Source organism: Mycobacterium sp. GA-1285, assembly GCF_001499905.1.
Lineage (GTDB): Bacteria > Actinomycetota > Actinomycetes > Mycobacteriales > Mycobacteriaceae > Mycobacterium.
In genome coordinates, this window is record NZ_LQIS01000053.1 from 76,770 (window position 1) to 90,999 (window position 14,230).

Sequence of the window (14,230 nt, forward strand, 5' to 3'; positions counted from 1 at the left end):
CCTCTCAGCCGCCGGGTGGCTGCGGTCCGGCGGGCAGCACCAGCCGCGACGCGCCGTCGCCGAGGTGCACCGTGTGGGTGGCCGACGCGAGATTGCTGCCCGTACCGAGCGGTTCGCCGGTACCGAGGTTGCGGGCGAACCGGGGGTGCGACCCGCCCGCCACGAGCACCCGGATCCGTGAACCGGCGCGAAAGCGGTGTGCGACCGGATCGAGTTCGATGCGTACCGGACCGGAATCAGTTGTGGCGCATACATATCCGTCGCTCACGTTCCGCGAGCGTCCCTTTGCGTCTACCTCGCTCACGCGGACGAACAGATCGTTGTACGGGTTGTCGCAGGAGTGCGAGAGCTCCACGACCGGCGCCCCGACCACGTACAGGTCGGTGGGCAGACGGTCGCCGGTGAAGCTCAGCACATCGGCACGCTGAGCCAGGCGGGTGTCCTTGCGATATCCGGCCTCCGGCGACAGCAGGCGGCCGCCCACCGTCGGCGTCGGATTCGCCGGGTTGTAGGTGAACGTCGACGGCGAAGCGGTCTCCGGCGGCACGGCGTCGCCGAGGCGACCGCCCGGTTGCAGGTAGCGCACCACCTCGGGCATCGCCGGCGGCCACTCGGGCAGGTCGATCCAGCCGCCGCCGTTGACGAAGATGCGCACCGGCTGGTGTCGGTTGCTGTCGGCGCCGCTGAGATGGGTGCCCACCCAATCGAGCGTCTCGCGGATCGCGGCCGGCGCGGCCCTGTTCATCAGCTGGAAGTGCGTCCACGGGCCGACGGTCAGCCCGACCTCGACTCCGCGCTCATGCAGCCGCCGGTACTGGGTGATGGTCTGCTCCAGGAAGAGGTCCTGCCAGCCGCTGATCAGCAACACCGGCACCTCGGCGGTGTCCAGTGCCCGGCGCAGGTTCAGCGCTGTCCAGAACGGATCGTCCGCATCGGGGTGATCGAGCCAGGATTCCCACCACGGCGCGCCCGAGCCCAGCAGCTTGCGGCCCGCCTCACCGGCGGGCAGCCGGTTCAATGCGCGGGCGACCCGGCGCCGCGACCGCAGCTGTCGCACGAGCGTCCGGACCCTGTTCGGGTCCTCCTGATTGGCGACCAGGTGGCTCCAGCCGAGGAAGTCGCTCAGCGCGAACGAGCCGGGGCCCCAGCGCGGCCCGCTGACGTCGTGCGGGCCGACGGTGATCACCGCCGCCCTCATCTCCGGCGGCGGGTCGGTGAGCAGAGCCCACTGCGTGAAGCCCAGATACGACAATCCGATCGTGGCGAACGAGCCGGTGAACCACTCCTGACGGCGCAGCCACTCGACGGTGTCGGCGCCGTCGGCGATCTCGTTGACCATCGAATCGAATTCGCCGCCGGAGCCGTACGTGCCGCGCACACTCTGCAGCACGACGTGGTAGCCGCGCGCGGCGTAGACGCGTCCGTAGAGCGCGGAAAAGGGGAAGTCCCGGCCGTAGGGGCAGCGAACCAGCAGCGTGCCCGCGGGGTCCGCCGTCGTGGGGGCGTAGTGATCGGCGCGCAGCTCGACACCGTCTCGCATCGGCACGCGAACCTTCTCGATCGTGAAGTCGGTGGTGTGCGGCGGCAGCCGCAGCAGTCGTGACACGGCGCGTCCGGTGAGCTGCTTGACCTTCGATCGGGATGGCGACGGGGCGGCGACGGAGGATGCGGTCACCTCACGAGGCTACGCAGAATGGATGCCGCCGCGGTCGATCGCCCGTGTCACTCGGCTGTCAACCGCATCGATCACGCTCCGGTTGATCAGAACACGTAGTGCGGAATCAGCTCGTGGGCGCGTTGCAGATTGGTCTGCATGCAGTCGGGGTCGGGCTCGGAGTAGATCGGCGAGTAGAAGAGCGACTGCTGCAGCACGCCGTAGCTGGTGTCGAAGGCGATCATGCAGGTGATCCACCACCGGTTGTTCCAGTCGGTCGGCTTCATGATCCAGTACTGCGCCGCGCGGTGGCCGTCGATGTCGAGTTGAACCGCGTCGGCGGGCAGCGTCTGTTCGTAAGTACGCCAGACGATCGCCTCGACGGCCAACTGGTAGTTCCCCGCGTCGTATCGGCACCGCAGCTGATCCTCGGGCGTCGGCGGGGTGAACGCCAGACCGAGCGCCTGCACCGCCTCGAGCGGGATCTGCTTGCACGGGTTGAACGGGGACGGGTCGGTGATGTCGATGACGGGCCACTTGATCGACGTCGTGACATTCGTCATCGGTATGTCGTCGGCATCCACCACATGCGGGGCGCCCGCGGGGCCGGCCTGCCACACCACCATCACCGCGGCGATCAGTGCGCACAGTGCCGAGACCAAGCGCAGCTTGGCGAGCATCTCACCCCTTCGTTCGTCGGTCCGACCCTGCGGGGAGTGTAGCGGGCCGCTGCCGGCGCCCGAGGAGGAAACAAGAACCTGTTCTAGTTGCCGGGCACGCGGCCGGCATCCGGTTAAGTACCCTGGTCAGTTGTGACACGCGACGGCCGACGACCCACCCTGTGGGCGATCAGCGACCTGCACACGGGTCACACAGGCAACAAACCCGTGACCGAGTCGCTGCATCCGGCCTCGCCCGACGACTGGTTGATCGTCGCCGGTGACGTCGCCGAACGCACCGACGAGATCCGGTGGGCGCTGGATCTGCTGCGCAAGCGGTTCGCCAAGGTCATCTGGATCCCGGGCAACCACGAGCTGTGGACCACGAACCGCGATCCGATGCAGATCTTCGGCAAGGCCCGCTACGACTACCTGGTCAACATGTGCGACGAGATGGGCATCGTCACGCCGGAACATCCGTTCCCGGTGTGGACCGAGGAGGGCGGCCCGGCCACGATCGTGCCGATGTTCCTGCTGTACGACTACACGTTCCTGCCGGCCGGTGCGGCCACCAAGGCGGAGGGACTGGCCATCGCGCGCGAGCGCAACGTCGTCGGCACCGACGAGTTCCTACTGTCCGCCGAACCCTACGCCACCCGAGATGCGTGGTGTCGCGATCGGGTGACCTACACCCGCAGAAGACTCGAGGACCTCGACTGGATGACGCCGACGGTGCTGGTCAACCACTTCCCGATGGTGCGCGAACCCTGCGACGCGATGTTCTACCCGGAGTTCTCGCTGTGGTGCGGCACCACCGCCACCGCCGACTGGCACACCCGGTACAACGCGGTGTGCTCGGTCTACGGGCACCTGCACATCCCGCGCACGACGTGGTACGACGGCGTGCGGTTCGAGGAGGTGTCGGTCGGCTATCCGCGAGAGTGGCGGCGCCGCAAGCCGTTTCGCTGGATGCGCCAGATCCTGCCGGACCCGCAGTACCCGCCCGGATACCTCAACGAATTCGGCGGCCACTTCCAGATCACCCAGGAGATGCGGGAGAACGCCCAGAAGATGCAGCAACGGATCCGCGACAGGCAGCTCTCGCGATGACGGTCGCCGCTTCACTGCTGTCCGGTGTGCTGCCGGCGACGACGACCGGGCTGGCCGCGGCCGAGGTCTATCGCGATCCGCCGGACCTCATGCCGCTTCCCGAGGAAGAGCCACTGATCGCCAGATCCGTGGCCAAGCGGCGCAACGAGTTCATCACGGCGCGGCACTGCGCGCGGCAGGCGCTCGCCGAGCTCGGTGTCGGCCCGGTGCCGATTCTGAAGGGGGAGAAGGGCGAACCGTGCTGGCCCGACGGTGTCGTGGGATCCCTCACTCACTGTGAGGGCTATCGCGGCGCTGTGGTCGGCAGACGGGCCGAGGTGCGGTCGGTGGGCATCGACGCCGAACCGCACGCTGTGCTGCCCGACGGTGTGCTCGACGCGATCAGCCTGCCCGCCGAGCGAACCGAACTCACGCAGCTGCCGGGCGGCCTGCACTGGGACCGGATCCTGTTCTGCGCCAAGGAGGCAACCTACAAGGCGTGGTTCCCGGTGACTCACCGGTGGCTCGGCTTCGAGGACGCGCACATCGTCTTCGACGTCGACGACAGCGGTACTGCCGGCGGTTTCGTCTCCAGAATTCTGATCGACCCGGCGGCGATGCACGGACCCCCACTGGAAAACCTGACCGGCCGCTGGTCGGTCCGCGACGGGCTGGCGTTGACCGCGATCGTGCTATGACCGAGGCGGGTCTGGTCATCGTCGACAAACCCGCCGGCATGACGAGCCACGACGTCGTCGGCCGGTGCCGGAGATTGTTCGGGACCCGCAAGGTCGGGCACGCCGGGACCCTCGATCCGATGGCGACCGGCGTTCTGGTCGTCGGCATCGATCGCGCCACCAAGATCCTCGGATTGCTGACTGCGACGGACAAGTCGTACTCGGCGACCATCCGGCTCGGCCAGACGACCTCGACCGACGATGCCGAAGGCGTGGTGCTGCAGCATGTTTCGGCCGACGCTGTCGGTGACGAGCACATCGACCGGGCGGTCGCCGACCTATTGGGCGAGATCGACCAGATTCCGTCGGCGGTGAGCGCGATCAAGATCGGCGGGCAACGTGCCTACAAACTCGCGCGCGAGGGTCAGGCTGTCGAGTTGGCGCCCCGCCGCGTGCGTATCGACCGTTTTGCGGTGCTCGAGGTACGACGCGAACCCGGCGTCATCGACGTCGACGTCGAGGTGGAATGCTCCAGCGGCACCTACATCCGCGCACTGGCCCGCGATCTCGGTGCGGCGCTGGGAGTCGGTGGGCATCTCACGGTGTTGCGCCGCACCAGAGTCGGCGGTTTCGGGTTGACCGAGGCGCGCACGCTCGACGAGCTCGCCGAAACACCACGACTGTCGTACACCCTCGACACCGCATGTCTTCTGACGTTTCCGCGCCGGGACCTGACCGCGCATGAGGCCGATGACGTGAGGCATGGACGACCCGTGACACCGGCGGGAATCGACGGGATCTACGCCGCGACAGCTCAGGACGGTCAGGTCATCGCGCTGCTGGAAGACCGGTCGGCTCGCACGAAGTCGGTCGTCGTGTTGCGTCCGGCGATCTTGTAGGCCAGCGCATCCGGGCGCATACTGGCGCCGTCCTAGAGATGGGAGCCGAAAATGGCGTCTCCGTACAAGGCGCTTCAAATCGCGCTGGGCGTGTTCGGCGTGGTCGCCCTCTGCCTGTATCCGCTTGCCGTGGTGTGGCCGTCAGGATGGGCGTGGCATCCGGGACCGCCGCACCACTCCGACTACTTCATGATGATCGTCGGGCTCTACGCCACCCTCGGCGTGTTCCTGGTGTGGGCGGCGCGAAACCCACGCGCTCATCTGAGCCTGATCTGGTTCACGGTGTGGTCCAGCGTCGTCCACGCCGTCATCATGGCGGTGCAGTCGCTGCGCGGCGAACACCAGACCGGGCATCTGCTGGGCGATGTGCCCGCACTGCTGGTGGTCGCGATCGTACTGGCGGTGCTCGTGCGGGCTTCCGGCCTCGAGATGTCCGAGCAACAGCCCGCCGCCTCGCAACGAGGCTGACCGGCGTCCGCGGCGCCGAATGTGCAGCCGAGGCGGACATCCGGCGGCGGGTCTCTCGTCGAAGTGGTCCGCCACGGGGTCACAAACCAGCTAGCTCGCGACCACCCAGATCGCTTCTGCGGCAGGGCTTCCCAGATCGACGGTGGTGTCGTCGCCGTCTGCCGATTCGATGGCCACCGAGATCATGCCCGCGAAGTCGCGCCGGGCCACGACCCGAAGCCGCGAGTCCAGGTTGATGCCGACACTGTCGAAGTACCGCAGCATCTCGGGGTCGGCGTCCGAGATGCGCGCGATCGTGCCCCGGTCGCCGTCGTGGCAGGCCGACAATTGGCGCGCGTCCGGAGTGGGAACGCGTCCGTCGGCGGCCGGGATCGGATCGCCGTGCGGATCGCGGGTTGGGTGCCCGAGCTTGGCGTCGATGCGGTCGAGCATCCGGTCCGACACCGCGTGTTCGAGCACCTCGGCTTCGTCGTGGACCTCGTCCCAGCTGTAGCCCAGCTCGCGGACGAGGAACGTCTCCATCAGCCGGTGCCTGCGCACCATCGCCAGGGCGGCGGCGCGGCCTGCCTCGGTCAACGTCACCGCGCCGTACTTCTCGTGATTGACCAGTCCCTGGTCGGCGAGCTTGCGGATCGACTCCGAGGCGGTGCTGGCCGACACGCCGAGGCGTTCCGCCAGCAGCTTCGTGCTCACTTTCTCCTGCGACCACTCCTGAACGGTCCAGATGACTTTCAGGTAGTCCTGGGCAACCGTCGTCAGGTCACGCGCATCGCCGGCAGGATTCACAATCAGAAAGTTTAGGCAATACTCACCTTCTCCGGGGGATCCGGCGACGCGCGGGACGCCTGACGCGCCGTAGGCTTGCCCTCGTGCAGCGCTGGCGGGGACAAGATGAGATCCCGACGGACTGGGGCCGATGCGTACTCACCATCGGGGTCTTCGACGGTGTGCATCGCGGGCACCAGGAGCTGATCAACCACGCGGTCAAGGCGGGCCGGTCGCGGGGAGTGCCGACGGTGCTGATGACCTTCGACCCCCACCCGATGGAGGTCGTCTTCCCGGGTAGCCATCCGGCCCAGCTGACGACGCTGACCCGGCGCGCCGAACTGGTCGAGGAACTCGGCATCGACGTCTTCCTGGTCATGCCGTTCACGGCCGACTTCATGAAGCTGACGCCGGAGCGCTACATCCACGAGCTTCTGGTCGAGCGATTGCACGTGGTGGAGGTCGTGGTGGGGGAGAACTTCACCTTCGGCAAGAAGGCGACGGGCAACGTCGACCTCTTGCGCCAGGCCGGCGAACGGTTCGGCTTCGCCGTGGAGGGCATGACCTTGGTTTCCGAGGTGGCCGACACCAGGGACGTGACCGTCACCTTCTCCTCGACCTACATCCGGTCCTGCGTCGACGCGGGCGACGTGGTCGCCGCCGCCGAGGCGTTGGGCCGCCCGCATCGCGTCGAGGGCGTCGTGGTGCGCGGCGACGGGCGGGGCAGAGCGCTGGGCTTCCCGACCGCCAACGTGGCACCGCCCATGTACTCGGCGATCCCTGCTGACGGTGTCTATGCGGGGTGGTTCACCGTGCTCGGCCACGGACCGGTCGCGGGCAGCGTGATCCCGGGTGAGCGGTACCCGGCGGCCGTCTCGGTGGGGACCAATCCGACGTTTTCCGGGCGTACCCGCACCGTCGAGGCGTTCGTGCTCGACACCACCGCCGACCTGTACGGCCAGCATGTGGCCGTCGACTTCGTGGCCCGGCTGCGCGGCCAGGAGAAGTTCGCCGACGTCGACGATCTGGTCGAGCAGATGGGCCGCGACACCGAGCATGCCCGCGCCATCTTGGCTCGCTGACGCCGAGCGCTCAATCTCGGATACAAAACCCCAGGACGGTGCGCCAACAGGCGGACACCGGTGAGCGCTCGGCGGATTTCGTGCTGCGGAGTCGCCGCTGTTAAACTGCCTGCCGACCGGGCGTGTGCTGCAGTTCGCGGCGGCCGCGCCTTCCCGGGGCCACCCACCCCATTCCCGCGGACTGAGAAAGATGGAGTTGTTTCGTGGCGCTCACCGCCGAAGAGAAGAAGTCGATCCTGAGCGAGTACGGACTGCATGACACCGATACCGGCTCGCCCGAGGCGCAGGTCGCGCTGCTGACCAAGCGGATCACCGACCTCACCGAGCACCTGAAGGTCCACAAGCACGATCACCACTCGCGGCGCGGTCTGCTGCTGCTCGTCGGCCGCAGGCGCCGACTGCTGAAGTACGTCGCTCAGGTCGACGTCCAGCGGTACCGCACGCTGATCGAGCGACTCGGCCTGCGTCGCTGACGTCGGACCGGCGAGAACGTGCGCCGGGATTTCGGTCGCGTACTCGCCGCAGAGTACGATGGCTTCGTTCGACTGCCACTTCGGCACGAACGACCAGGGTGCGGTTTTCGCAGCTCCGCGAGCATCGTCCCCGCGTGTCATAACCAGGACCTGCTCGATCGCGCGGTCTTCGGTAGTGGCTGCCGGAAGACTGCCGGCAGCTTCGATCGATGGCCGTAGCCGCATCGGGGCCCGTGGTTCAAGCGCTGTGACGACGCAAAACAGCCAGACAGTGGAGACACTGAACCAGAGAGGCCATACGGACACCCATGTCTGTAGTTGAGATTGAAGACGGCGTGTACGAAGCGACCGCCGTGATCGACAACGGGAGCTTCGGCACCCGCACCATCCGTTTCGAAGCCGGCCGGCTGGCCCAGCAGGCCGCCGGGTCCGCCGTCGCCTACCTCGACGACGAGACGATGCTGCTGTCGGCGACCACCGTCAGCAAGAACCCCAAGGACCACTTCGACTTCTTCCCGCTGACCGTCGACGTCGAAGAACGCATGTACGCGGCCGGACGCATCCCCGGCTCCTTCTTCCGCCGCGAAGGCCGCCCGTCGACCGATGCGATCCTGACCTGCCGGCTGATCGACCGTCCGCTGCGCCCGTCGTTCGTCGACGGTCTGCGCAACGAGATCCAGGTTGTGGTCACCGTGCTGAGCCTGGATCCCAAGGATCTGTACGACGTGCTCGCCATCAACGCCGCGTCGGCGTCCACCCAGCTGGCGGGGCTGCCGTTCTCCGGTCCGATCGGCGGCGTGCGCGTCGCGTTGATCGACGGGACGTGGGTCGCGTTCCCCACCGTCGAGCAGCTCGAGCGGGCGGTCTTCGACATGGTCGTCGCCGGACGTGTCGTCGCGGGGTCTGATGACCAAGACGAAGAGGTCGCGATCATGATGGTCGAGGCCGAGGCCACCGAGAACGTCGTGGAGCTCATCGCCGGTGGCGCGCAGGCGCCGACGGAGGCCGTCGTGGCGGAGGGCCTCGAGGCCGCCAAGCCGTTCATCAAGGTGCTGTGCGAGGCTCAGCAGGAGCTGGCCGGTCGGGCGGCCAAGCCGGTCGGCGAGTACCCGGTGTTCCCCGAGTACGGCGACGACGTTTACTACGCGGTCGCCTCGGTCGCCACCGACGCGCTGTCGGAGGCGCTGACCATCGCTGGCAAGTCCGAGCGCAACGACCGCACCGACGAGATCAAGGCCGAGGTGCTCGAGCGGCTGGCCGAGCAGTACGCGGGCCGCGAAAAGGAGGTCGGCGCCGCCTTTCGTTCGCTGACCAAGAAGCTTGTGCGCCAACGCATCCTGACCGACCACTTCCGCATCGACGGTCGCGGTATCACCGACATCCGCGCGTTGAGCGCCGAGGTCGCGGTGGTCCCGCGGGCGCACGGCAGCGCGCTGTTCGAGCGCGGCGAGACCCAGATCATGGGCATCACCACCCTCGACATGATCAAGATGGCTCAGCAGATCGACTCGTTGGGGCCGGAGACCACCAAGCGCTACATGCATCACTACAACTTCCCGCCGTATTCGACCGGTGAAACCGGCCGCGTCGGCTCGCCCAAGCGCCGCGAGATCGGCCACGGCGCACTGGCGGAGCGGGCCCTGGTGCCGGTGCTGCCCAGCATCGAGGAGTTCCCGTACGCGATCCGCCAGGTGTCGGAGGCGTTGGGCTCCAACGGTTCCACCTCGATGGGTTCGGTGTGCGCCTCGACGCTCGCGCTGCTCAACGCCGGTGTGCCGCTGAAGGCGCCGGTCGCGGGCATCGCGATGGGCCTGGTGTCGGACGACATCGAAGTCGACGGAAAGGCCGAGCGCCGGTTCGTTGCGCTGACCGACATCCTCGGCGCCGAGGATGCGTTCGGCGACATGGACTTCAAGGTCGCAGGCACCAAGGAGTTCGTCACCGCGCTGCAGCTGGACACCAAGCTCGACGGCATTCCGTCCCAGGTGCTTGCGGGCGCGCTGTCGCAGGCCAAGGACGCACGGTTGACCATCCTCGAGGTGATGGCCGAGGCCATCGACCGTCCCGACGAGATGAGCCCGTACGCGCCCCGGATCACCACGATCAAGGTGCCGGTGGACAAGATCGGCGAGGTGATCGGCCCGAAAGGCAAGATCATCAACCAGATCACCGAGGAGACCGGTGCGCAGATCTCCATCGAGGACGACGGCACGGTGTTCGTCGGCGCGACCGACGGACCGTCGGCGCAGGCGGCGATCGACCGCATCAACGCGATCGCCAATCCGCAGCTGCCCAAGGTCGGCGAGCGGTTCCTCGGAACCGTCGTCAAGACAACCGATTTCGGCGCTTTCGTGTCATTGCTGCCGGGTCGTGACGGGCTCGTTCACATCTCGAAGCTGGGACGTGGCAAGCGGATCGCCAAGGTCGAGGACGTCGTCAAAGTCGGCGAGAAACTCCGCGTGGAGATCGCCGACATCGACAACCGCGGCAAGATCTCGCTGATCCTGGTCGACGAACAAGAAGATGGGGCCGCGTCCAATTCCGATGCCGCACCGGCAGATGCCGCAGCGGCCAGCAGTTAGGGCGTTGCGCCACGCGCGAGGTGGCGACAGATCATCGCAGGCAGTGCGTCGCACGGTGCTACCCGGTGGCCTGCGCGTGGTCACCGAGTACATCCCGTCGGTGCATTCGGCGTCGGTCGGGTTGTGGGTCAACGTCGGTTCGCGCGACGAGGGGCCGAGCGTGGCGGGCGCGGCCCACTTCCTCGAGCATCTGTTGTTCAAGTCGACGCCGACCCGGTCGGCGGTGAGCATCGCGCAGGCCGTCGACGCGGTCGGCGGTGAGCTGAACGCGTTCACCGCTCGCGAGCACACCTGCTACTACGCCCATGTGCTCGACTCCGATCTGGAGTTGGCCGTAGACCTCGTCGCCGACGTGGTGTTGCGCGGACAGTGCGCGGCCGAGGACGTCGAGGTCGAACGCGACGTCGTGCTCGAGGAGATCGCGATGCGCGACGACGATCCCGAGGACACCCTCGGCGACGTGTTCCTCGCCGCGATGTTCGGTTCGCATCCGGTCGGGCGTCCGGTGATCGGCAGCGTGGATTCGATCTCCTCGATGACACGTGCCCAACTGCACTCCTTCCACGTTCGCCGCTACACCCCCGAGCGGATGGTGCTCGCGGTGGCGGGCAACGTCGACCACGACGACGTGGTGTCGCTGGCGCGCGAGTACTTCGGTGCGCGACTGGTTCGTGGCCGCCCACCGGTGCCGCCTCGCAGGGGCGCCGGCCGGGTAGGTGGGCGTCCGAGCCTCGAACTGGTGAACCGGGACTCCGAGCAGACGCACCTGACGCTGGGTGTGCGCACGCCGGGACGTCACTGGGAGCACCGCTGGGCGTTGTCCGTGTTGAACACGGCGCTGGGTGGCGGACTGAGTTCGCGGCTGTTCCAGGAAATTCGCGAGGCCCGTGGGCTGGCGTACTCGGTGTACTCGACGGTGGACACCTTCTCCGACAGCGGAGCGCTGTCGGTGTACGCGGGTTGCCTGCCGGACCGGTTCGGGGAGGTCGCGCGTGTGACGACTGATGTGCTCGAGGCGGTGGCGCGCGACGGGATCACCGAAGCCGAGTGCCGGATCGCGAAAGGATCCCTGCGCGGAGGTCTGGTCCTCGGCCTCGAAGATTCCGGCTCGCGAATGAACCGGATCGGCCGCAGCGAACTTCACTTCGGTGAACACCGCACGATCGACCAGACGTTGGCGAAGATCGACGCCGTGACGCTCGACGAGGTCAACGCCGTCGCGCGCCGGCTTCTGCGACGGCCGTACGGTGGCGCCGTGCTCGGCCCGCTTCGGTCGAAACGGTCGCTACCTCAGCCGCTTCGGGCCATCGCCGGCTGATCGCGCTTCTGACCTGGTATTCCGGGGGCCAGCGTAGCCCGGTCACCCCTCGGGACCGGGACCAGCTGGCTTGTCAGCGGCTGTCCCCCCACGCTCTTCGCCCCCCTGCACCGAGCGCCAGCCGCTGGTCTCAACGGTATGGCATGGGGGGCGACGGAGGAATCGGGTGAATCCCTATGTTTTTGCACCGGCACGTTCAAGGGTGCCGACCTCGATGTCGCCGGTACGCAGACGTCGCTGATCTCCGAACACATGCGCGGCGCGACGCTGCTGTAGCGCTTGGTTTCTCTTACCGCTCAGAGGGTTTGGGTGTAACGCGCTGCCTCGGCGGCGTACTGAGGCGGTACGCACACCTCGTATCGCCGGGCTTCGAGTGATTCGACGCTGGAGAAGTCCCGTTCACCTCCGGTCGCCACATGCGCGACGAACCCGAATACCGCGCCCCAGAACGCGCCGATCACCAGCGCGACCAGCAACGTCACGATCCACACGGGCCCCAGGGTGAAGATCGCCAGAAGCAGGCCGATGAACAACCCGAACCAGGCGCCGCTGGCCGCGCCGGCGAAGGCTGCCCGTCCCTTGGTCATGCGACCCGTGATGCGTTCGACCGTGCGCAAGTCGTCGCCGATGATGCGCACGTGCTCGACGGGGAAGCCCCCGTCGGACATCCGGTCGACCAGGCGTTGCGCGTCGGCGTAGTTGTCGAAGGTTGCGATGACTTGGCGATCAGGGCGTTGTCCGCTCACCTGTTGCTCGCGCTGAACACTTGGATCCGTCACCCTGCACTCCATCCGTCGTATTTCCGGTGTTCTGATGAGTAGTTACCCGCTTTCGCGGGCCATCTTCGCGGAATGTGCCATCCGGTCGAGGTGAATCAGGGTCGGCCGGATGTGGATAAGGTGACGCCATGCGAGTCGGAGTACTGGGGGCGAAGGGCAAGGTCGGCGCGACGATGGTCGAGGCTGTTCAAGCCGCCGAAGACCTCACCTTCACCGCGGGAGTCGACGCCGGCGATCCGTTGAGCCGGCTGACCGACAGTCAGACCGAGGTCGTCATCGACTTCACCCATCCGGACGTCGTGATGGACAATCTCCAGTTCCTCATCGACAACGGGATACACGCCGTCGTCGGCACCACTGGGTTCACCGACGAGAGGTTGACCACGGTCCGGGAATGGTTGGGCGCCAAGCCGGATGCCGCGGTCCTGATCGCCCCCAACTTCGCGATCGGAGCGGTGTTGTCGATGCACTTCGCGCAGCAGGCCGCCCGGCACTTCGAGTCGGTCGAGGTGATCGAACTGCATCATCCGCACAAGGCCGACGCCCCGTCCGGGACGGCGGCGCGCACGGCGCGACTCATCGCCGAGGCACGAAAAGGCATGCCGCCCAACCCCGATGCCACCAGCACCGGCTTGGACGGTGCTCGGGGCGCTGACGTCGAAGGTGTTCCGGTTCATTCGGTGCGCCTGGCGGGGCTCGTCGCTCATCAGGAGGTGCTCTTCGGCACGCAGGGGGAGACCCTGACGATCCGGCACGACAGCCTGGACCGGAAATCCTTCGTCCCCGGGGTCCTGCTCGCGGTGCGGCGGGTGGCCGAACGGCCGGGGCTCACCGTGGGTATCGAGCCGCTCCTCGACCTCTGATGGCGGACGGCGGCCGCGTTCTGCGCATCCAACTGCTGATCGGCTTCATGTGTGTCGCGCTGGTCGTGTACTTCGTGTTGCTCGGCCGCCTGGCGATGGCATTCGTCACGACCGGCGAGCCCGCCGCCGTCGGGTTGGGGCTCGCGCTGATGGTGCTTCCGATGATCGGGCTGTGGGCCATGCTCAGCACGCTGCGCGCCGGCCTGGCCCATCAGCGGCTCGCGCGGCTCGCCCGCGACCAGGGGATGGAACTCGACGTCAGCGGGCTGCCCCGGATGCCGTCCGGTCGAATCCCGCGCGACGCCGCCGACGCGTTGTTCGCCACCGTGCGCGAGGAGTTGGAAAACGACCCCCGGAACTGGCGGCGGTGGTATCGACTGGCGCGTGCCTATGACTACGCCGGCGACCGCAGCCGGGCCCGGGAAGCGATGAGGAAGGCCGTGGAGATGGAAGAACGCGAGCCGTGACCAAGACACTGTTGATCATTCACCACACGCCCTCACCGCACTGCCAGGAGATGTTCGAGGCTGCCGTGGCGGGTGCCACCGATCCGGAGATCGAGGGCGTGGACGTGCTGCGCCGGCCAGCGCTCACGGTGTCTCCGGTCGAGATGTTGGAGGCTGACGGTTATCTGCTGGGCACACCGGCCAACCTCGGGTATCTCAGCGGCGCCCTCAAGCACGCCTTCGACCAGTCGTATTACCAACTGCTCGACACAACCCAGGGGCGACCGTTCGGTGCGTACATTCACGGGAACGAGGGCACCGAGGGAGCCGAGCGCGGTCTCGCGGCCATCACCACGGGTCTCGGCTGGGTGCAGGCTGCGGAGACGGTTGTCGTGATGGGTAAGCCGACCAAGGCCGACGTCGAAGCCTGCTGGAACCTCGGCGCAACAGTCGCTGCTCAGCTGATGGAGGAGTAG

The 14,230-nt window shown here is 67.4% G+C and carries 16 protein-coding genes; 12 read left to right on the top strand and 4 right to left on the bottom strand.

The window, feature by feature from the left end; all coding sequences use genetic code 11:
• Nucleotides 1-4: 4 nt before the first annotated feature.
• A complete protein-coding gene (locus tag AU193_RS20120) occupies nucleotides 5-1,675 on the bottom strand; it encodes a CocE/NonD family hydrolase (RefSeq protein WP_064424146.1) in 1,671 nt (556 codons plus the stop codon).
• Nucleotides 1,676-1,761: 86 nt separating this feature from the next.
• A complete protein-coding gene (locus tag AU193_RS20125; RefSeq protein WP_064424147.1) occupies nucleotides 1,762-2,334 on the bottom strand; it encodes a DUF3558 domain-containing protein in 573 nt (190 codons plus the stop codon).
• Between the two features lie 132 nt (nucleotides 2,335-2,466).
• Here AU193_RS20125 and AU193_RS20130 point away from each other — a divergent pair, with 132 nt between their 5' ends.
• Genes AU193_RS20130 through AU193_RS20145 form a run of 4 tightly spaced genes read left to right on the top strand, consistent with a single transcriptional unit; the run spans nucleotide 2,467 to nucleotide 5,446 of the window.
• Complete coding sequence (locus AU193_RS20130; protein WP_064424148.1) at nucleotides 2,467-3,423, top strand: metallophosphoesterase; 957 nt, start codon at nucleotides 2,467-2,469, stop codon at nucleotides 3,421-3,423.
• Nucleotides 3,420-4,100, top strand: a complete 681-nt coding sequence (locus AU193_RS20135; RefSeq protein ID WP_064424149.1) for a 4'-phosphopantetheinyl transferase — start codon at nucleotides 3,420-3,422, stop codon at nucleotides 4,098-4,100. The genes AU193_RS20130 and AU193_RS20135 overlap by 4 nt, the downstream gene beginning before the upstream one ends.
• Nucleotides 4,097-4,978 (top strand): tRNA pseudouridine(55) synthase TruB, encoded by an 882-nt coding sequence (gene truB, locus AU193_RS20140; protein WP_064424150.1) that lies wholly within the window; start codon nucleotides 4,097-4,099, stop codon nucleotides 4,976-4,978. The genes AU193_RS20135 and truB overlap by 4 nt, the downstream gene beginning before the upstream one ends.
• Nucleotides 4,979-5,029: 51 nt before the next feature.
• Nucleotides 5,030-5,446: a DUF6632 domain-containing protein gene (locus tag AU193_RS20145; RefSeq protein WP_064424151.1), complete on the top strand. Its 417-nt coding sequence runs from the start codon at nucleotides 5,030-5,032 to the stop codon at nucleotides 5,444-5,446.
• Nucleotides 5,447-5,536: 90 nt separating this feature from the next.
• On the opposite strand, the gene mntR is transcribed toward AU193_RS20145, so the two are convergent.
• On the bottom strand, nucleotides 5,537-6,232 hold the full coding sequence (mntR, locus tag AU193_RS20150; RefSeq protein ID WP_064424152.1) for a manganese-binding transcriptional regulator MntR: 696 nt from the start codon (nucleotides 6,230-6,232) through the stop codon (nucleotides 5,537-5,539).
• Between the two features lie 83 nt (nucleotides 6,233-6,315).
• Between mntR and AU193_RS20155 the strand changes: the two genes are divergently transcribed.
• The 5 genes from AU193_RS20155 (at nucleotide 6,316) to AU193_RS23270 (ending at nucleotide 11,942) form a co-directional block, all read left to right on the top strand.
• On the top strand, nucleotides 6,316-7,293 hold the full coding sequence (locus AU193_RS20155) for a bifunctional riboflavin kinase/FAD synthetase (RefSeq protein ID WP_064424153.1): 978 nt from the start codon (nucleotides 6,316-6,318) through the stop codon (nucleotides 7,291-7,293).
• A 203-nt stretch (nucleotides 7,294-7,496) separates the two neighbouring features.
• Complete coding sequence (gene rpsO, locus AU193_RS20160; protein ID WP_064424154.1) at nucleotides 7,497-7,766, top strand: 30S ribosomal protein S15; 270 nt, start codon at nucleotides 7,497-7,499, stop codon at nucleotides 7,764-7,766.
• Between the two features lie 308 nt (nucleotides 7,767-8,074).
• Nucleotides 8,075-10,348, top strand: coding sequence for a polyribonucleotide nucleotidyltransferase (locus tag AU193_RS20165; RefSeq protein ID WP_064424155.1), 2,274 nt, complete (start codon nucleotides 8,075-8,077; stop codon nucleotides 10,346-10,348).
• Nucleotides 10,326-11,666: a pitrilysin family protein gene (locus AU193_RS20170; protein WP_082683089.1), complete on the top strand. Its 1,341-nt coding sequence runs from the start codon at nucleotides 10,326-10,328 to the stop codon at nucleotides 11,664-11,666. The genes AU193_RS20165 and AU193_RS20170 overlap by 23 nt, the downstream gene beginning before the upstream one ends.
• A gap of 138 nt (nucleotides 11,667-11,804) precedes the next feature.
• Nucleotides 11,805-11,942 (top strand): hypothetical protein, encoded by a 138-nt coding sequence (locus AU193_RS23270; protein WP_156425307.1) that lies wholly within the window; start codon nucleotides 11,805-11,807, stop codon nucleotides 11,940-11,942.
• A 20-nt stretch (nucleotides 11,943-11,962) separates the two neighbouring features.
• Here the strand turns inward: AU193_RS23270 and AU193_RS20175 are convergent, their stop codons facing one another.
• The gene (locus AU193_RS20175; protein ID WP_064424260.1) at nucleotides 11,963-12,445 is read right to left on the bottom strand and encodes a general stress protein; all 483 of its coding nucleotides are present in this window, start codon (nucleotides 12,443-12,445) and stop codon (nucleotides 11,963-11,965) included.
• A 128-nt stretch (nucleotides 12,446-12,573) separates the two neighbouring features.
• Between AU193_RS20175 and dapB the strand changes: the two genes are divergently transcribed.
• The 3 genes from dapB to AU193_RS20190 are packed head-to-tail and all read left to right on the top strand — an operon-like array spanning nucleotide 12,574 to nucleotide 14,230.
• Complete coding sequence (gene dapB, locus AU193_RS20180) at nucleotides 12,574-13,308, top strand: 4-hydroxy-tetrahydrodipicolinate reductase (protein ID WP_064424157.1); 735 nt, start codon at nucleotides 12,574-12,576, stop codon at nucleotides 13,306-13,308.
• Complete coding sequence (locus AU193_RS20185) at nucleotides 13,308-13,775, top strand: tetratricopeptide repeat protein (RefSeq protein WP_064424158.1); 468 nt, start codon at nucleotides 13,308-13,310, stop codon at nucleotides 13,773-13,775. The genes dapB and AU193_RS20185 overlap by 1 nt, the downstream gene beginning before the upstream one ends.
• 50 nt (nucleotides 13,776-13,825) lie before the next feature.
• A complete protein-coding gene (locus AU193_RS20190) occupies nucleotides 13,826-14,230 on the top strand; it encodes a flavodoxin family protein (RefSeq protein WP_156425314.1) in 405 nt (134 codons plus the stop codon).